This window comes from Flavobacterium gelatinilyticum, assembly GCF_027111295.1.
In the GTDB taxonomy this organism is placed as follows: domain Bacteria; phylum Bacteroidota; class Bacteroidia; order Flavobacteriales; family Flavobacteriaceae; genus Flavobacterium; species Flavobacterium gelatinilyticum.
In genome coordinates, this window is the sequence record NZ_CP114287.1 from 1,132,910 (window position 1) to 1,152,349 (window position 19,440).

General features: G+C 36.8%; 16 protein-coding genes. 11 read left to right on the forward strand and 5 right to left on the reverse strand.

Annotation, left to right across the window (positions count from 1 at the left end):
• Positions 1–64 precede the first annotated feature (64 nt).
• Both OZP11_RS04770 and OZP11_RS04775 read right to left on the reverse strand, forming a co-directional pair.
• A complete protein-coding gene (locus OZP11_RS04770) occupies positions 65–1,330 on the reverse strand; it encodes a DUF4374 domain-containing protein (RefSeq protein ID WP_281234085.1) in 1,266 nt (421 codons plus the stop codon).
• A 25-nt stretch (positions 1,331–1,355) separates the two neighbouring features.
• Positions 1,356–3,734, reverse strand: coding sequence for a TonB-dependent receptor plug domain-containing protein (locus tag OZP11_RS04775; protein ID WP_281234086.1), 2,379 nt, complete (start codon positions 3,732–3,734; stop codon positions 1,356–1,358).
• Between the two features lie 115 nt (positions 3,735–3,849).
• Here OZP11_RS04775 and OZP11_RS04780 point away from each other — a divergent pair, with 115 nt between their 5' ends.
• From OZP11_RS04780 to OZP11_RS04795, 4 genes are all read left to right on the forward strand, one after another.
• Positions 3,850–4,842 carry a helix-turn-helix domain-containing protein gene (locus OZP11_RS04780; RefSeq protein ID WP_281234087.1) on the forward strand — a complete coding sequence of 331 codons (993 nt, stop codon included), beginning with the start codon at positions 3,850–3,852 and terminating at the stop codon, positions 4,840–4,842.
• 217 nt (positions 4,843–5,059) lie between these two features.
• Positions 5,060–5,896 (forward strand): sulfite exporter TauE/SafE family protein, encoded by an 837-nt coding sequence (locus OZP11_RS04785; RefSeq protein ID WP_281234088.1) that lies wholly within the window; start codon positions 5,060–5,062, stop codon positions 5,894–5,896.
• The gene (locus OZP11_RS04790; RefSeq protein WP_281234089.1) at positions 5,883–6,290 is read left to right on the forward strand and encodes a DUF1634 domain-containing protein; all 408 of its coding nucleotides are present in this window, start codon (positions 5,883–5,885) and stop codon (positions 6,288–6,290) included. The genes OZP11_RS04785 and OZP11_RS04790 overlap by 14 nt, the downstream gene beginning before the upstream one ends.
• A gap of 95 nt (positions 6,291–6,385) precedes the next feature.
• Positions 6,386–7,408, forward strand: coding sequence for an LLM class flavin-dependent oxidoreductase (locus OZP11_RS04795; RefSeq protein WP_281234090.1), 1,023 nt, complete (start codon positions 6,386–6,388; stop codon positions 7,406–7,408).
• A 479-nt stretch (positions 7,409–7,887) separates the two neighbouring features.
• Here OZP11_RS04795 and OZP11_RS04800 read toward each other — a convergent pair whose 3' ends face one another.
• Positions 7,888–10,311, reverse strand: coding sequence for a TonB-dependent receptor (locus OZP11_RS04800; protein WP_281234091.1), 2,424 nt, complete (start codon positions 10,309–10,311; stop codon positions 7,888–7,890).
• A 217-nt stretch (positions 10,312–10,528) separates the two neighbouring features.
• Between OZP11_RS04800 and OZP11_RS04805 the strand changes: the two genes are divergently transcribed.
• Together OZP11_RS04805 and OZP11_RS04810 are read left to right on the forward strand one after the other, a co-directional pair.
• Entirely contained in the window at positions 10,529–11,809 is a 1,281-nt protein-coding gene (locus OZP11_RS04805) for an acetyl-CoA C-acetyltransferase (protein WP_281235501.1), read from the forward strand.
• Positions 11,810–12,532, forward strand: a complete 723-nt coding sequence (locus tag OZP11_RS04810) for a hypothetical protein (protein ID WP_281234092.1) — start codon at positions 11,810–11,812, stop codon at positions 12,530–12,532.
• A 48-nt stretch (positions 12,533–12,580) separates the two neighbouring features.
• Here the strand turns inward: OZP11_RS04810 and OZP11_RS04815 are convergent, their stop codons facing one another.
• Positions 12,581–13,192, reverse strand: coding sequence for an FMN-dependent NADH-azoreductase (locus OZP11_RS04815; RefSeq protein WP_281234093.1), 612 nt, complete (start codon positions 13,190–13,192; stop codon positions 12,581–12,583).
• 108 nt (positions 13,193–13,300) lie between these two features.
• Here OZP11_RS04815 and OZP11_RS04820 point away from each other — a divergent pair, with 108 nt between their 5' ends.
• Positions 13,301–13,687, forward strand: a complete 387-nt coding sequence (locus tag OZP11_RS04820; protein WP_349293775.1) for a winged helix-turn-helix transcriptional regulator — start codon at positions 13,301–13,303, stop codon at positions 13,685–13,687.
• A 289-nt stretch (positions 13,688–13,976) separates the two neighbouring features.
• On the opposite strand, the gene OZP11_RS04825 is transcribed toward OZP11_RS04820, so the two are convergent.
• A complete protein-coding gene (locus OZP11_RS04825; protein ID WP_281234094.1) occupies positions 13,977–14,726 on the reverse strand; it encodes a dihydrodipicolinate reductase C-terminal domain-containing protein in 750 nt (249 codons plus the stop codon).
• A 407-nt stretch (positions 14,727–15,133) separates the two neighbouring features.
• Between OZP11_RS04825 and OZP11_RS04830 the strand changes: the two genes are divergently transcribed.
• The 4 genes from OZP11_RS04830 to OZP11_RS04845 all read left to right on the forward strand — a co-directional run bounded on the left by OZP11_RS04830 (position 15,134) and on the right by OZP11_RS04845 (position 19,437).
• Positions 15,134–15,568, forward strand: a complete 435-nt coding sequence (locus OZP11_RS04830; protein ID WP_281234095.1) for a DUF1810 domain-containing protein — start codon at positions 15,134–15,136, stop codon at positions 15,566–15,568.
• Positions 15,569–15,720: 152 nt separating this feature from the next.
• The gene (locus OZP11_RS04835; protein WP_281234096.1) at positions 15,721–16,071 is read left to right on the forward strand and encodes a hypothetical protein; all 351 of its coding nucleotides are present in this window, start codon (positions 15,721–15,723) and stop codon (positions 16,069–16,071) included.
• A 215-nt stretch (positions 16,072–16,286) separates the two neighbouring features.
• Positions 16,287–16,982, forward strand: a complete 696-nt coding sequence (locus OZP11_RS04840) for an ABC transporter ATP-binding protein (protein ID WP_281234097.1) — start codon at positions 16,287–16,289, stop codon at positions 16,980–16,982.
• A 1-nt stretch (position 16,983) separates the two neighbouring features.
• Positions 16,984–19,437 carry a TonB-dependent siderophore receptor gene (locus OZP11_RS04845; protein WP_281234098.1) on the forward strand — a complete coding sequence of 818 codons (2,454 nt, stop codon included), beginning with the start codon at positions 16,984–16,986 and terminating at the stop codon, positions 19,435–19,437.
• Positions 19,438–19,440: the final 3 nt, after the last annotated feature.

The window sequence follows — 19,440 nt, forward strand, 5'->3', positions numbered from 1 at the left end:
TTATAAAAAAACTGCTTCTGCTAAAAAAATAATACATTAAGACTAAAAGCTTAAGAAAGCAGTTTTAGTTCGCAATAATATTGAATCCCTGGATTCTGCCGCTTTCTTTTAAACGGAAAGTTTCTTTAACTACTCCTGTAGCCGGGTTGTACTGATTTACACCAGAGAAACCATCTGAAGTACTGTTTGATAAGAAATAGATTTCTCCATTGTGGAAAAACGGATTTTGCGTTGTAAAGAAATTATCCGGCGGCATGTTTAAACGAGTTGCTTTTTTTGTAGTCGCATCGATTTCATTCCAGAACCAAACATCGTCTCTATATTTAACACCGTGCTGACCTCCGTTGTAATACGAAACCGCTCTTGATGGAATTGTAGTGTAAATTTTGTTGTTGTGAGCAAAAAGTCTGTTGAACTCTGCAGGAAACTGATATTTTTTCATATCAAGTTCGAATGTAGTATCAAAATCAACTTCTCCTTTTTTGATTCTTAAGATTTTAGAAGAATAGTCAGATGGCTGTGTTTTCATATCACCTACTGTAGCGAAGTATAAATCGCCTGTAACTTCGTCTAAACTCCATAAAACGTGGTCAATAAATACACCTAAATTGGTTGTACCCTGCATTGTAGTAACGTTCTCGATTTTGTTTTCTGTTAAGTTGTAAACCACAATAGACGCTTCTTTTCTTGACGGAGTTGTCTGCCAGTTTCCTGACGCTTTATCACCTAACAATAAATCTAGGTATAATTTGTTGTCTCTTTTTGCAATAATCAACTGCCCTACAGACTCTAAAGGCTCTCCTTCTGAAAGTGACGTAAAATCGATTTCTCCGGTTCTTTCCATTGTAGTCGGGTTAAATTTTTGAAGTTTTAGTCCGCCTCTTGTTCTGTCCCAGTAATATCCTTCTGTAGCACTTGCCACTAAAAAGTTAGTTTCGTAAGTATTTGACTGAGATGCTAAAAAAGCCTGGTCTACTACTTTACCAGATGCATCAAGTCCCATTTTATTGATTCCTTGTTTTGCATCAGATACATCATTTACTTTAAAAAGCGAACTTCCAAATATTCTTCCTCCTAAAGAAGATTTTACCTGAAGAAACGGAAGTCCTGCAAGGTTGATTTCTCTTGATTTGTTATCTTTTAAGGCATAAATACCACCACTCCAGTTAGCTGCACCGTTGTAGATGATCCATGTTTCATTTTTTGGTAACGTCTCATCTGTATTTCCGTTGTCCGGAGTATTGTTATCATCATTGCTGCTGCAAGAAAATAAAAGCATACAAGCAGCAATTCCTGCCAGTACTGAACGAAGTGAGTTGCTTCTTTTCATAGTTGATCTGATTTATTGGTTTTATTTAAAAAAAATTATATACTACTTTGAGGTGGAAAGATCGTCCCGGTTTCTGAACATTAAAATTGTCATACAGCCTTACGTCTCCTATATTTCGGCACTCTGCTGAAAGGGTTGTTTTTTGATTTGAAAAATGATAATACACCCCGACATCATTGGTAAACTGCCCCAGCCTTCCATCCTGAGGCACAATTAAAGAAGTCTGAAAATCCTTTACAGGTTCAAATAATGAAGGTTCCTGACTTTTTGGAATTTCAACTAAGAAAAATCTGTGTGTATAATTGGCATTCCAAGTAAAATTTAAGTTATCTCCGGTTTTGAAAATATTATTGAAATAGGTGTTCACCCAAAAATTTCCAAACAAATACGGCACATTCGGCACTCTTGAATCCAGCAGGTACCTGTAAAGATTCTCAACTGCAACTCTTCGAATATCCTGATAAGTAGCATTAAATCCTAAATTCAGCCATTTAACAGGCATATAATTAGTCTCGAACTCAAAACCTTTTACTTCGGTTTCTTCATAATTAATATAACGGCTGAACGGAATATCATACTGAAGGAAAATCCCGTCTTTTACTTTTCGGTAAAACAAACTCGCTGCAAAAGTCAGGCTGCTGTTTTCTTTAATGATAGAATACTGACCGTTTAAATTGACATTATGGCTTCTTTCCGGATTAAGATCTAAGTTTTCTTTTATGATTCTGGCATCACCAAAAACCTCAAATTCATCCGGAAGACGTGTGGCATATTCGTATGATAATTTTACCAGATAATTGTTTTGAGTCCATTTTAGACCTCCCAAATACCCAAACTGACTGTCATTTTTTGATGATTTCCATGCAAATCCGTAATTATCAGTAGTAAACCCATCTGTATAATAGTGATAATATTTTCCGGCAACAATACTTTCTAACTTCTCTCCCAGCCATAACGAACGCCATGCCAGTGCCATATTATCTTTTCTATATGTGGCAGGAATAGTCAATACATCAACGCCTTCAATTATAGAGACTGCTCCAAGAGGGTCGCTTCCTTTTCTTCTCTGCCAATAGTACATTTCACTGAATTCTAAAAAGTTACGATCAGAAAGTTTGTATTCTAAATTTAATCTTGAAGAAGCTAAATCATAATTCAAACGCTGGTTATTTCCAGACCTGATTTCTCCCGGCTGTAAATTTCTGCCAATAATTTCTCCTGCCCAGTTGTAGCGTACTGTTGCTGTATCAATAAATTTGGTATTAAAATGACTGTAATTGGTCAGGAAATTTACCTTAAGTCTATCATCAAAAAACTTTTTCTTGTAATTGATCATTCCGCTGTAATTCTGCTCTTTCGAAAAAGCTTCTCCATATACAATACGCATTTGAGCATCATTTTGAATCTGCTTGTAGAAATCAGAATAAATCAACGTTAAACGAAAATCATCTGCCCACGATTTTTCTTTTAATCCAACAAAAGCTTCCGCATAATTGGATCGGGTCATATCATGAAAACGTCTTACATTCTTTAATTCTTCATTTGTCTCATTCTGAATAGGAACACGTACTTTATAATCATTATCAGAATAATTAAAAGAACCGTTAAATCCTCCATAGAAATTCTTTTTATTCTGAAGATAAAAATTCGCCGTAGCCCTGTGAGTATTAAAAGAAGAAATCTCATACGATACTTCGCCAAAATTTTTGCCCGAAGTTCTGGTAACCATATTAATTCCGCCTCCCAAAGCATCCGAAGCCAGATAAACCGGCATGACACCTTTGTAGACTTCAACGCGGTCGAGCATGTTTACCGGAATGGTTCCAAGGCTGAAACCGTGTCCGAAAAGTTCGATTGGAATACCGTCTTTAAAGAAACGAACTGCTTTTCCCTGAAGTCCGCCCAGATTAATCTGCACTGCTGAACCTAAATTTCCGTTTGTTCTTAATTTTACACCCGCAGCACGGTTTATAAAATCGCCTACATCGCCGGCTTTGTCATATTGTTTTTTAAAATCGATTACTTCAATTGAATACGGCGATTCTTCAAGCTGTTTTTTTACAGTTTTGTTTTGTATCACAACTTCTTTTAACTTTGCAGAATCAGCATCCGAAAAATTTAGTGTAAATTTGAAAGTATTGCTTTGATCGCAGTTTACGGTAATAGTTTGTTTTGCTTTTAGTCCATCATTTTTTACCACTTCGATGTTGTAAGTTCCGGCTGAAAGAGAAAGTTCTAAAATACCAGAATTATTGCTGGTTCCCATTGGTTTGTTATCGACCAGAACCGTAATATTAGATAATGAATTTCCAAGGTTGTCTTCAATATGAATATAAACCGGACAGGCGTTTGCAGAGAAAAGACCAATCAGGAACATAAACATAAGGTTTAATTTAAGTGTCAAGCTGTTTTTATTTAAACTTATTATAAATTGTGTTCACTGGTGCAAAAGTATCGGATAACTAACAGAGGTATTTATGAATCTGGAAGTTTTAATTATGAATATAGAAGTATAAGGGATGGCATTTAAAATTGATACAAATGATTTTGCTGATTTTCTGGAAAACGGTCCAAAACTGAAGACCGGACTTTCAGAAATAGAACTGGAGGGGGAAAAAGATATCAAATTTGTTACTCCAAAAGGCGACATTTTATTCCATGAACATTCGATTACCGAAGAATTGTCCATTCTTCAGGGAAATTATCAGATGCACGATGATATTGCTATTTCAGGACGCGGTGATTCTTCGCTTTTAGAAATGCATTTTAATCTTTCTGACCAAAAAATAGGATATATAAATCCCGGCTCTGTAAAAGATTTTGCAGCTCCAATGTCGGGTAATATTACTTTTCTTTCTGCCGAGGACAATCACGCCAAAATTGACTTTAAAAAAGACCTTGTTTACAACACTTTTGATATTCATTTACCTCTAAATGTATTAACTAAATACGAAGGAGAATCAAGAGTAATGGACAATTTTCTTAACAACATCCAGAAAAATACCAGCACAGCTTTATCTAAAGGCGAAATAAAAATTGGTGCCAAAATCTACGGTGTTATTCAGGACATCAAAAACTGCTTTTACAAAGGCCTGACGCGAAAAATTTACATGGAATCTAAAATTTATGAGCTTATTGCTTTAAGTCATCATGATTTAGACCAGCAGAAAGAAGCCGTAAATTTAAGCGGTAATGATGTTGAAAAGATAAAATTTGCCGCACAATTAATCCGTGAAAACATTGATAATCCGTATACTATTGTAGAACTTGCCCGTAAAATAGGTGTCAACCAGACCAAACTAAAAGAAGGTTTTAAAACAGTTTTTGGTGACACGGTTTTTGGTTATCTCCAGGAAATCCGAATGAACAATGCCAGACATTATTTAACAGATACTTCGCTTTCGATACAAGAAATCAGCCATCTTTCCGGTTATCAGAACGTTTCTAATTTTAGTATTGCCTTTAAACGAATCTTCGGTTATCCGCCTACTAAGCTGCGTCTTAAGGTTTAGTTTTTCTTAGTGATCAGATTTTTAGTATTCAGTGATCAGCTGCAGTTTGCAATCTGAACGATAGGCTTTGTCAAAATTTAAAACTTTGATAAAGTTTCCGGAGTCTAAAAGCAGCTTAGTATGACCACTAAAAACTTTTTAAGCTATATTTAAGTTCTAAAAACTCTTTTGAACAGATATGTATTCGTAAATTAGCAGATACAAAAACATATCTTAAATGACAGTACTTACATTTACCCTGATAATGATTCTCGGCGCTTTTTTAGCCGGATTTATTGGTTCATTATCAGGATTAGGAGGCGGAATCATCATTATTCCTCTCTTAACCATTATTCTTGGTGTCGATATTCATTATGCCATTGGAGCAGCTTTAGTTTCGGTAATTGCAACCTCTTCGGGTTCGGCGGCAGCTTATGTAAAAGAAGGGATTACCAATATGAGACTGGGAATTTTTCTCGAAATCGCCACAACAATCGGAGCCGTTTGCGGTGCTTTGCTTTCTACAATTGCTCCTACTTCATTCATCGCCGTATTATTTGGACTGACACTGATTTTTTCTGCTGTTAATTCGCTTCGAAAGAAGGAAGAACATATTGTACTGGAATCAAGTCCGCTGGCTAAAAAACTAAAACTTCAGGGTACTTACCCAACGCATGACGGACAGGTGGTAAGTTACGGAACCAAAAACGTAATTGGCGGTTTCAGCATGATGGGAATTGCCGGAATGATGTCGGGTTTACTCGGAATTGGTTCGGGAGCTTTTAAGGTAATTGCGATGGACAATATTATGCGGATTCCGTTTAAAGTTTCAACCACTACCAGCAATTTTATGATGGGTGTTACAGCAATGGCGAGTTCTGTAATTTACATTCAGAAAGGATATATCGAACCCGGAATTTGTATGCCGGTGGTTATTGGCGTTTTGTTTGGCGCTATGGCAGGAGCTAAAGTTTTGGTTCGAACCAATCCTAAAAAACTGCGAATCTTTTTTGCCTGCCTGATTTTTGTTTTGGCGATTAATATGATTTATAACGGAATTAATGGAAAAATCTAAAGTTATGCAGCACGAAAAATTTGGAGAAAAAGATTTTCAGACGATAATCGGAAACTTATTGCGCTACGGTGTATGGATTTCATTATCAGTAGCTTTTATTGGCGGTATTGTCTATTTAATGCACCACGGACAAGAAATCGAAGATTACTCGGTTTTTAAAGAAAATGACCGCAACATATTCGAAGTAATCTCAACAGTTATCAATGGCGCGATCGACGGAAGAGGTGAATATTTAATATTCTTCGGAATCATATTATTGTTCCTAACGCCTGTTTTAAGGGTTTTGCTTTCGTTATTTTCATTTACAATTGAGAAGGATTATCTGTATGTTGTTATTACATTAATCGTAATTCTAATCATTATCACAAGTATTTCTTTTGGATTCTCGCATTAATTGAGAATTTTAGATTGTAGATTTTAGATTGTAGATTTGAAATTGAAATTGAAATTTGATATTGGAATTTGATATTGGAATTTTAGAAAAAAATTATGGAAATAGGAATTGACAGCTTTGCTTCGGCAATGTACGGCGACAACAATACCCTGAGCAGTGTTGATGCAATGGAGCAGGTGCTGCAGCGAATTGAATTTGCAGATCAATGCGGACTCGATGTTTTTGGCATCGGCGAGCATCACAAGAAAGAATTTCTGGATTCGGCTACAGCGGTGATTTTAAGTGCGGCTGCGGCAAGAACAAAAAATATAAGGCTGGCAAGTGCGGTAACGGTTTTAAGTGCTGCAGATCCTGTGCGTGTATATCAAAGTTTTGCCACACTGGATTTAATTTCAAAAGGAAGAGCCGAAATTGTTGTTGGACGCGGTTCTGCTATTGAAGCCTATCCCCTTTTTGGATATGATCTTAGGGATTATGATGCTCTTTTTAAAGAAAAACTCGAATTGCTTTTGCAAGTAAGAGCTAATGAATTTATTACCTGGCACGGAAAATTTCGTCCGGAACTGAATAACCTTCCCGTTTATCCCAGGGCTTTACAGGAAAAAATGCCTATTTGGCTTGGCGTTGGCGGAACTCCCGAGTCTTTTATCAGAGCCGGAAGCTTAGGTCTGCCTTTGATGGTGGCGGTTATTGGCGGGCAGACGCACCGTTTTCGCCCTTTAATCGATTTATATCGTCAGGCAGGTGAAGCAGCAGGTTTTAAAGCTCATGAATTAAAAGTCGGATTACATTCTCCGGGCTATGTTTCGGCTTCAACCGAAAAAGCAATCGAAGAATATTATCCCGGTTATGCTGAACTTTGGACGAAACTGGGTTACGAGCGTGGCTGGCCTCCGGTTACAAAAGGTAAATTTGACGGTTTAATTGATGATTTGGGCGTTTTAATAGTGGGGAGTCCTGAAAGGGCCGCTGAGAAAATTCTGCGTCACAGCGAAGCGCTTGGAGGTGTAGATCGCTTTACCTTTCAAATGGATAATGCCGGACTTACACATTCGCAGTTAATGAATGCAATAGAACTCATTGGAACTAAACTGATTCCTCTGATTAAGAAGGGATAGTTTTTTACTGCAGATTTGTCTCTCGAAGATTATGCAAATTGAGCAGATTAAAATTGAAACACATAGAAACATAGATTTTTTTCTTAAATGAGTAGAGTAAAAAAACTAGTTTTCACACATAGTCAGGAATGCGCAATTTGTTTTTCACAGATTTTGGCGATTAAAATACTACGAATTATTTCACGCAGATTTTTAATAGTTTAAAACTTCATTTAGAAGTAATTAAAAACAAAAAAATCTGCGTTTATCAGCTTAAATCAATTTTATAATCTGCGTGAAACAAAACACAGCTATGTTTGTTTAAACCAATAAAATGCCTTTTTATACATACAGAATACTATATTCCTATGTGTTAAAAAAATCTGCGTGAAACAAAAACTTTGTGCCTTTGCGGCAAACAATAAAAAACAAAAAGCATCTGTCAATTAAGTCAGATGCTTTTTTTGCGATTTGTAATTTTTCAACTAAAACAAATCTGATTAGAATTTGTAAGCAATACCAACCCTAAAATTTCTTGGCTGTTCAGTCTGCCAGTAGTAAGCCTGCAAAGGAGCGTAATACGAACCGCTGTACAGATATTCATTTAAGATATTAAACACGTTTGCCGTTACTTTCATCTTACCGGTTTCGTATGACAAACCACCATCAAGTTTAAAATAAGTTGGAAGTTTTTCAAGACCAACGCTCCAGGTATCCGTTTCACGGTCTGCCAATAAAGTACCGCCAATAGAAAGGCCAAATCCTTTTAGTTTACCTGCCTGAAAATTATAATTCAGCCATGCATTGGCAGTATGTTTAGAATATCCGGGTACAATAGAACCCGTACTTATATTTGAAACCTTAGAATCTGTTACTATTGCTTCTGTAAAAGCATAATTGGCGATTACATTCAGACCATCGATAATTTTTCCTCTTACATCAAATTCAATTCCCTGAGCTCTTTTTTCATCCAAAACCACTTTAAAGACATCTCTGGGTCCATTTGAAGGATCTGAAACAAGTTCGTTTTCTTTTATAATTCTGTAAGCAGACAAACTGGTGCTCCATGAACCATCAAACCAGTCTCTTTTGATACCAAACTCAATATTATTTCCGGTTAAAGGCTTGCTTAATGTACCGCCTGCTTTCAAAACACCAAATTGCGGAATAAAAGCCTGATCATACAAACCATACACAGCTGTATTTGGATCAATAGAATAACTTATACCAACTCGCGGTGTAACATGGCTGTCTTCCTCAACATCATCGCCGCTGCTCTGACTGATCCAGGTATAACGTGCAGCAAGTGTCAGCCTTAATTTATTCTCCAGAAAACCAAGTTCATCCTGAATATAACCTGCAGCATATTCAGAATTTATAAGCGCTGCAGCCCTCACGCTAAGAGGAGTAACACGGTCAAAATTAGGAAGTCCGTTTGACGGTGTGCCGTAATTTGGATTATAAACATTAAACGGGTCTTCAAGAGTATCCAGATCATGAGACTGAAAATAATCGGCCATATAATCTTTATTCCCTAAATCAATACCACCCAATAATTTGTGGCTCACTGCTCCGGTATTGAATTTTCCGTTTACAAATATTTGTCCCAAATACATATTGCTTTCTGCATCCCAAATACCTACATTTCGTATTATTTGTCCTTCAGTAAGATCGCCTTCTTTCACTCCGTCATAATCCCTGTCAACCGGCCCAGGCCCCACCACTCCAGGCCATGAACTGTAACCTTGCTGCATGTATTTAAAATAAGACGTCTGTGCAGTCAGTTTCCAATTGTCATCAAATTTATGTTCAAACATTACATAACCGCTGTGATCCTGAATGTTAGTATCCGGTAATCCCGGCTGTGTCATGGTAAAATTACGTGGTCTTGAAGCATAACCATCCTGTTCGGGAGCAAAAACATAAAACGATCCCACCTCCGTCATATTAGCATACTGAAAATTGTATTCGGCTGTTAATTTTGTTTTATCATCTATTTGATACGAAATCACAGGAGCAAGTACATATCGGTCATTGTGTTCAAACGGACGATGAGAACCTTTCTTCTGCGCAGCGCCATTAAATCTGTACAATACTTTTCCTTTTTTATCCAGTTTTCCGTCAAGATCCAGACTTACTCTGTAAAAATCATAACTCCCAGCTGTAACACTTGCCTCACCTTTTGTAATTCCGGTTGGCTTTTTCGTAACCACATTGTATAATCCGCTTGGATCACCGCTTGAAAGCATAAAACCGGCCGGTCCTTTTACAAATTCGATGTGGTCAACAAAACTCATATCTTCAGTCAAAGGTCCCCAGAACGAAGAAACTACGTTAAATCCGTTGCGGAAAGCCTGAATCTGGGTACCGCGCATGGAAATATTTGTATACAAATCGCCCCAGTGTTCCAATCGTACAGCACCACTCACGTTGCGAATAACCCCATCGCTCATACTGATAATCTGCTGATCTTTCAGTGTCTGGGCACTTACAATTTGAATATTCTGCGGAATTTCTAATACCGGAGTCTGTAAACGTAAAGATAAAGATGGTTTGTCCTGTTTGTATTTATTTTTTGTAATAACCACTTCTTCAAGGTCTTCCTGACTTTCAGAAAGTGAGAAATTTTTAGTTGTCGTTTGTTTTGCTGTTACTACAATATTTTCTTCTACAGGACGAATGCCTACTGAATGCAGACTAATGGTATATGAACCCGGTTTTACATTCTTAATTTCGTATTGTCCGGCTGTGTTTGTAACAGCTGTATATTTTGTTCCTCGCAGCACAACCGAAATACCCTCGGCAGGTACATTACCGCTTAAAGAAACCTTTCCGCTTACTTTTCCCAACTCCTGACTTATCGCGGTAAGCGAAGTCAAAAGAAACATGAAAAAGCAGGCTTTTTTAATCCTGTTTATACTCATTTTGGTCAAATTTTAAGTTTTATTTGGTAAAAGTAATCTCTAATATTTTGTTTTCCAAATTATTTTTAACCATTCTAAATAAATATAAAGAAATAAGAGTTTTTAGTTAAATGGTAAAGATGAATGAAATAAAAAAAGTTTTTTTAGAAACAAAAACTCTAAACCTGCTTATCTTTAAACTTTCAATCAAATTTTACCACAACTAATCCTCCTAATGATGAACAATATTCAAACACCCCGAAAAGTGGCAATTGTAGGTTATAACCGAATTCCTTTTGCAAGAGCCAACACTGCTTATTCTAATGTTGGAAATACAGAAATGATGACTGCAGCCTTAAACGGACTCGTTGATAAGTACAATTTAAAAGGCCAGTTACTCGGTGAAGTGGCCGGAGGTGCAGTAATTAAACATACGTACGACAATAATCTGATAAGAGAATGCGTGATGAAAACAGCTCTTGATCCTGCTACTCCCGCCTGCGATTTACAGCAGGCCTGCGATACAGGAATCGAAAGTGCGGTTTACATTGCCAATAAAATTGCTCTGGGACAAATTGATTCGGGGATTGCAGGAGGTGTTGATTCTATAAGTGACATGCCGATTGCGGTTAGTGAAAAACTCAGAAAGATTTTACTGGAAGCCCGACAGGCAAAATCTTTAGGCGGAAAAATCAAAACATTCCTGAAACTTCGTCCAAAAGATTTATCGCCTTTGGTTCCTAAAAATGAAGAATCACAGACCGGACTTTCAATGGGCGGTCATACCGAAATCACAGCTAAGTATTATAAAATTTCAAGAGAAGATCAGGATCAGTTTGCTTTAAGAAGTCATTTAAATATGTCAAAAGCGTATGACGAAGGTTTTTTTGATGATATGATTACGCCTTTTAACGGACTTGAAAAAGACAATAACCTGAGAAGAGACAGTACTATTGAAAAACTGGCGAAACTTAATCCGGCATTTGATAAGGCAAACGGAACTTTAACAGCCGGAAATTCAACTCCTTTAACTGATGGTGCCTCTTGTGTGCTTCTGGCATCAGAAGAATGGGCAAAAGAACGTGGATTACCTATTCTGGCTTACATTACTTTTGCCGAAATTGCAGCAATTGAATATGTAAAAAAACAGCAGAATCTTCTTTTGGCACCTCTTTTTGCTACATCCAGAATGTTGGAAAAAGCAGAATTGAATTTGCAGGATTTTGATTATTATGAAATTCACGAAGCTTTTGCCGCGCAGGTTTTAGCCACTTTAAAAATCTGGGAAAGCCCGGAACTGAGTGCTGAATTGGGTTTGAAGAAAACTCTTGGCGCAATAGACCGCGAAAAACTAAATGTAAAAGGAAGCAGTCTTGCCGCTGCACATCCTTTTGCCGCAACCGGAGGCCGGTTAATTGGCGTTATGGCGAAATTATTAAACGAAAAAGGTTCCGGAAGAGGGTTTATTTCTATTTGTGCCGCAGGCGGACAAGGTGTTACTATGATAATCGAAAAATAAATGAGTTTACTACAAAAAACACTGGCAGCAATTTTCCCAAAACGTAAAACTGCCCTTATTTTAAACGAACAAAAAGAACTGTTTTATTCTGTAATTAATTCTCTTCCTGATGATTTTGCCGATTTAAAAATTCAGGCCAAGGCCAATAATTTCGAGGGATTAAAAAACTGGGAACTGCATCCTGATTTTAAATATACAGAGATAACGTATCCGGGAGAAAACTATCGCAAATACCATACAAGAGGAAAGGATATAAAGATTTCCGGACTTAGGATATTTTCTAAAGTGCATCAGCGTTTTGAAGAAGCCGAAATCGTACTGCACAACAATCTAATCTGGGCTTTCAAAATAAGTCATTCTAAATACAAACCTGAGGAATTTGATTTTTCAAACATTAAAAACAAAAACATCGATATTTCAACTTTTAAGTTTGAACCAATAAAAGTCGATATTTTCTATGATAATCTTGATGATACAATCAAAGAAAAGCTGGATTATTATACAGTATTTGATATTGATTATGACGGAAGAATCTTTTATACTTTCTATGATTTTGAAGACGGAAATTATTTAGCAGTCGATAAAGAATTAAACGTTTATTCTCTAGTATACGATGCTGAAAAAGAAATCCTTAAAATGGAAACGTCATTTTTGGACATTCTGGAAGAAATTAATACAAATCGATTTGATCAGGAATTACATCTTGAAAACAGATATAAATAATAAACAAAAATCCCAGTTCATAAACTGGGATTTTTGTTTTAAAGAATATTAAAAAGCAAATTCTTCTACAGAAGACAGCGCCTTTGGCAGGGCATTTTCGGCAAAATCTGGAATTGCGGTTCCTTCTACCCTAAAAGTCGTAACATCGGTCATTCCTAAAAACCCAAATACCGTTCTAAGGTACGATTCTGAAAAATCATAACTTTTATATGGACCTTCAGAAAATATGGCACCTGATGCGATTGACAGATATACTTTCTTATCAGTCAGTAATCCTTTTGGCGAACCATCGGCGTAACTAAACGTTTTTCCAGCTCTTGCCACCTGATCGATCCAGCCTTTTAATACGGCAGGAATCCCAAAATTGTATAAGGGAACGCCAATTACAATAAAATCAGAATTGACTAAAGTCTGAATTGCTTCATCTGAAAATTTAAGTGCTGCTTTTTGCTCTTCTGTCTGATTTTCAGCAGGAGTGTAAACGGCATTTATATGTGAATCTGTTAAATAAGGCAGCGGGGTTTTAGAAAGGTCAAGGGTTTCTACCTGACTTCCCGGATTCGTGTTTAACAGCTTTTCGATCACTGCCTTTGATAACTGGTTACTAAATGAAGTTTCGCCTTTGGTGCTTGTCACTATATTCAAAATTCTTTTGCTCATTTTATATTTTGTTTTGTTTTACTATGCAAACTTATTTACATTTACTATCTCTTTTATAGTACTATCCTTGAGGATAGCGCTATCCTCGAAGATAGTAAAGCACTAAACATGGAAATGGAAACTGAAACAAAATTTATTGATTGTATAAAAGACTGTGAGCCACAGGAATGCATTGCAGCCTTATTGCCTGTACGGGATGCACTGGAGGTTTTAAGCGGCAGATGGAAACTTCCCATTCTGATTGCCCTTGGAGAACGTCCAAAACGATTTAAGGAAATTTCGAAAGATATTAACGGAATTACAGATAAAATGCTTTCAAAGGAGCTGAAAGATCTTGAAATGAACAAGCTGGTCATAAGAAAGGTTTACGACACCTTCCCGCCTACTGTTGAGTATTCGAGAACAGAACACAGCAAATCTTTAGGAAGTGTTATTCTAGCTTTGAGAGACTGGGGTACTTTACACCGAAAAGAAATTATAGGACCAAGAAGCTAAGTTTTTTGTTGCCGCGAAGGTACAGATTCATTTAAATAGCTGATTATTAATTTTCTATCAGTACCACAAAAGCTTTTGTTTCACGCAGATTTAAATTGCCTCCGGTTTTTAGCTGTAGATATTAAAAAAGGCTTTAGCCAAATACAAGTTTGGCTAAAGCCTTTTCAAAATATGCCTTAGAAAACCTCTCTTCATCTTCATAAAAGCAATCTGCGTGGAACAAAAACTTTGCCCAATGCGAGAACAACAAAATTCTTACTATCAATATCTTTAAGATAAAAAGCAAAAGCTAAACAACAAAGTAAGGAGTAAGAATATCTTCAAAATTATAAAGACCTTTTTCTTTTTCTTTTAAATTCTCGGCAACAAAAATAACACCGTTTCCAAAAGCTTCTCTTGAAATAGATTCATGAATTAAGCGCACTGTCTGATACGGAAATCCGAAGATAACTTCGTGTTTTCCAACGATCCCTCCTGCTCTTACTGAATTTATATTTTCTTTTTCGATATCCAGCGCTTCCGCAATTTTGACTGCTGTTCCCGAAGTTCCTTCTTTGGCTTTAAAATGTTCTTCGTTTACTTCGATATCGACCCACGGAGCAATTTTCTTTAAAAACTTTGCCGCAAACAATAAATAATTCACTCCCAAAGTGATATTTGGAGACCAGAAAACCGTGGTTTTATCGGCCAGTTTCTTCAGTAGTTTCAATTCTTTATCCTTATAATGCGAGATGGCCGAGATAATTTTAATTTTCTTTTTGGCTGCCGTTTCACCATATGTATAAATTCCTTCACTGGACGAAAAATCTATGATCACATCAACCGGATGTTTTTCAAGAAGTTCTTCTACTGGAGTGTGGGAACTTGAATAGATTAAGCCGGGTTCATCTGACTGGATTCCAAAAAACTCGGGAACTGATCGGTGTTCTAAAACACTGCTTTGTCTTAAAACCCATTCAAGGCTGAATTTTTCATTTTCTAATAGTATTGAAGCTACTGATTTTCCAGTTTTTCCGAATCCGATTAATCCTATTTTCATAAGCAAATATTTTTTTTAGATGGGCAAAAATACCCGTTAGAAGAATTGACATTTCTAAGGTAAGATTCTATCAAAAATATATTTTTGAAAGTCCAATTGAATGTCCTGTTAGGGTAAAAATAGGAAAATTATAACAAGTTTACCAACAAAAATGCACTTATATAACAATAATTAAACTTGTTAACAGGATTATTTTTGCTAATTAAAATCAGGCATGCAAAATTTTAAAATATTTATCTGATCGAAAAATTTCAATTTGCGGCTAAAATTCTACAGCAGGCTTTAATGCCTTATTTTGCTCGTAATATTTAAAAAAAATAGCATTAAAAAAAGGATTTAGTCATATACAGGTAAACTAATTTTCTGTAGATTTATCACCTGATACCCCAAATTAATATCAGTACATAATGGCTTACAACAACAATGAATTACTTCGTTTTTTAGATGCCCAGAATAAATTGTATTTAACGGCTCTGGACGAAATCAAAAAAGGCAAAAAGGAATCTCCGTGGATGTGGTTTATTTTTCCGCAGATAAAAGGAATGGGTTCAAGCGATACTTCTAAATTCTACGAAATCAAAAATGCCGACGAAGCCATTGCTTTTCTGGAACATCCTATTTTAGGAAAACATCTGGTTGAAATTACTTCGGAATTAGTAAAAAAAGAAGAAGAAACCGTAAGCGATATATTTGGAACACCGGATGCCGAAAAGCTTCAATCCTGTATGACACTCTTTGCCAGTGTACAAAATACGCAGCCGGTTTTTCAGGAAGTTTTGCATAAATATTTCGACGGATCATCTGATTTTCATACACTGCAACTATTATACAGTAACCTGTAAAGTGGTTGTATCCTGTGGGATTTAGACTTTAGTTCACTTAAAAATAAAGTGCATTATAAGGCATTTCAAAAATAAGATATTTATATTTGCAACGCCGTTGCGTTTATTTATCTGCAAATTAAGGACTTAAATCCGGCACGAAATACCACTGAATGAAAAGAAAAATTGTAGTTGTTAATTTACTTGTATCGTTTGCAGTATTGTTTGCCATGCTGTTCCAGACGGTTCACTCCTACGAACATCTTTTTAAACAGCTGGCCCATAAACACTGTGAGCATAACTATACGCCGGGGCAGAAAGAAATCACACACGCTCATTCGGCAGAGAATAATTGTCCTGTTTGTCATTTTGCATTCAGTAGCTTTATTCCAAATTCTTTTCAGACTTTTTCATTTACTGAAATAAGTACAGAGACCCTTTGCCTGTTTTTATACACAAAGGTTTCAACATCATTTTTTAAAGGCAGTCTTTTTGCACTGCGCGCGCCTCCCGTTATCTCTTAATTACTGCATTTACAAAAGCTAAATTGGGCTTTTTATCAAATTTGACAGAGAGAAAATTTTATTTTTCTCTCAGCCTATATTCCAAAAAAATACGCTTTGTTTAGCAGTAATTCATTCTTTTAACCCATGAAAATCAAGCTTCTTACAGACTCGTAAAAGCCTGTCATTTTCTATTTTCATCATTTTTAAAACTCAATTAATTCAAATAAAACACTATGCTTACAGCAAAAAATTTGACCAAAAAGTATGGCGATCACATCGCTTTAAAAGCCTTAAACTTAACAATAAACGAAGGAGAGATCTTTGCGCTTTTGGGTCAGAACGGAGCCGGAAAAACCACTACAATCAATTTATTTCTGGGTTTTATTGAACCTACATCAGGCGAATTGGAAATCAACAATATATCGGTTACTGAAAACACGCAGGAAACCAAAAAACATGTCGCTTATATTCCTGAAACCGTAATGTTGTACCCTAATTTAACAGGTTTAGAGAACCTTAAATTTTTCTCTTCACTGGCCGGTTTCAAATATTCTAAAGGCGAACTGACTTATTTTTTAAACAAAGCCGGATTACAAACCACGGCACATGATCAGTATCTGGGCGGTTATTCTAAAGGAATGCGTCAAAAAGTAGGTATCGCCATTGCTATAGCCAAAAAAGCGAAAGTACTTTTACTGGACGAACCTACAAGCGGACTGGATCCAAAAGCTTCTAATGAATTTTCTCAGATTTTAAAAGAACTTTCGGCAGATGGAACGGCAATTTTAATGGCAACGCACGATATTTTCAGGGCAAGAGAAGTCGCATCGCACATCGGGATCATGAAACAGGGAAACTTAGTTACGGTTATCGAAGCCGATAAAATCTCGGCCAACGAACTGGAAAACTTGTATTTACAGACAGTTTAAGATGAAAAACATATTCTATATTCTATTCTTAACCGGTCTTGCCAATCAGATTCAGGCACAGGAAATAAAAGGAAAAGTAGTTGACAGTAATTCTAAAGAAACGATTATTGGAGCATCAGTTCAATTATTAAATTCTGATAAAGAAACAATTACAGATTCAGACGGAAATTTCACGATTGAAGGACAGGGAATATTAGAAATTTCTTTTGTAGGATATCAATCCATACGGGTAAAATCGGGTTCAGGGTTTCTTACTATTGCGCTTCAGGTTGACCGAAACGAATTGCAGACGGTCGAAATCGTAGGACGTTCGTCTAAAAAGTACAACAGTGACTATTCGTTTGCCGCGACCAAAACAGCTGCACTAAACAAAGATATTCCGCAGTCTATTTCGACAGTGACCAAAGAATTAATTGCAGACAAAGGCGCTTTTTATCTGGCCGATGCAGTAAAAATGTCCAGCGGCGTTATTCCGGCAAGTTATTACAACCAATATACAATCCGCGGGATCAGTCAGAACGAAGAAGGACAGATTATTAACGGAATGCGAACGCGCCAGTATTATTTTCTGCAGCCTTTAACGAGTAATATCGAACGTGTAGAGGTTATAAAAGGACCCTCGAGTGCTGCATTTTCATCTGTTGACCCGGGCGGCAGCATCAATATGGTGACCAAAAAACCACTGACAACAGACCGAAAAGAAATCAGCATGAGCGCCGGAAGTTTCAGCACCCTGCGCGGCACACTTGATTTTACAGGTCCGCTGAACGATTCCAAAACCCTTTTATACAGGGTAAACGGAGCATATCAACAGGCCAAATCGTTTCGGGATTTAGTTAACAATAAATCGTTCCTCATTTCGCCTTCTTTCAGTTATATTCCAAATGAAAAAACAGCAATCAATACCGAATTAATTATCAGCGATATGACCGGAATTCTGGATCGCGGTCAGCCTATTTTTGGTGCTGTGGCCGGAAAAACCAGTTTAACCAAAACACCGATCAGCCTGAATCTGGGAGCTCCGGATGATTATTTTAAATCGAAAGAAATGATCCTGACCACCAATTTTACACATAAATTCAATTCTAAAATTGGTTTCAATGCCGCTTATATGAAACAAACCTGGACAGAAGACCTTCAGGAACACCGTACAAACAATGCTTTTGCGGTTGACATGAACAATCAGCCTGTTACGAGCCTGGCAATGATGCAGTTTATAGAACGTGAACAGAATTGGGATATTGACAATTTGAGTGCCTATTTAAATTTCGATTTTAAAACCGGAAAGCTCAATCATAAATTACTGACAGGTTATGATTTAAGCAGCTGGAACAAAAACAAAGGCGGCGGACAAAACGCGGCCCGGGGTTATTTACTGAATGACGGAACTGTTGCTGCAACTTTTGTTCCTACAAATGCCGCAAATTACCAAACGGTTACGATTGACGGTATTGTACTGCCAAAACCCAACGTTGAATATTTCAATTTAAATAACCCGAAATATACAATCACGAGTCCGGAAGATTATACACTAAATGTCCGTACTGCCCTTCCATCGGCATTAACGACAACAAATGCGATTTATATTCAGAATCAGATTCAGTGGGAGAAATTCACTTTTTTACTAGGTTTACGAAATGAGTGGTTTGCTGATATTACTAATTATGAAACCAGTAACGAATTAAAGGTTAAAAAATCGGCTTTGCTGCCAAGAATCGGGATAACTTATGCGGTAAACAGCATTATAAATGTTTATACTACCTATCTTGAAGGCTATCAGCCCCAATCGAACACCGTAACTTTAATGCCACAAACGGGAAATTTAGCAGGCGGCAGTTTGTTTGATCCTTTAGAAAGTAATCTGAAAGAAGCGGGCATCAAAACTACCTTCTTAAACAACAGCATTACTTTTAACGCAGCAGTTTATGAGATCAATCAGCGCAATATTTTAATGAATGCCAATGATCCTGTAAATCCCGATCTGCTGGTTACAAGAGGTGCCGAAAGAAGCCGTGGTTTCGAATGCGATTTAGCCGGTTACATCACACCCGACTGGCAGATTAATGCATCCTACAGTTATATTGATGCCGAAATTATCCGCGACAGCAATCCGGCATTAATTGGAGCCAGAAAACAGAACACGCCAAAGAACAGCGCCAATTTGTGGACTCGTTACAACTTTGCTGCAGATTCTGCTTTAAAAGATCTCGGAATTGGTCTCGGGGTTCAGTACCAAAGCAGTAAAGTGCCCTGGTTTACCAGAGATTTTACTCTTCCTGATTTTACCATTTTCGACGCGGCATTGTTTTACAAACCAAGTCAAAGCAATGTACAAATTGCCCTTAATGCCGGCAATTTATTAAATAAAACGTATTGGTTAGGTGCACAGAATTATTTCCGTTTATTTCCCGGAAGTCCAAGAAATGCAAGCCTTACCGTAACTTATAAATTTTAATTT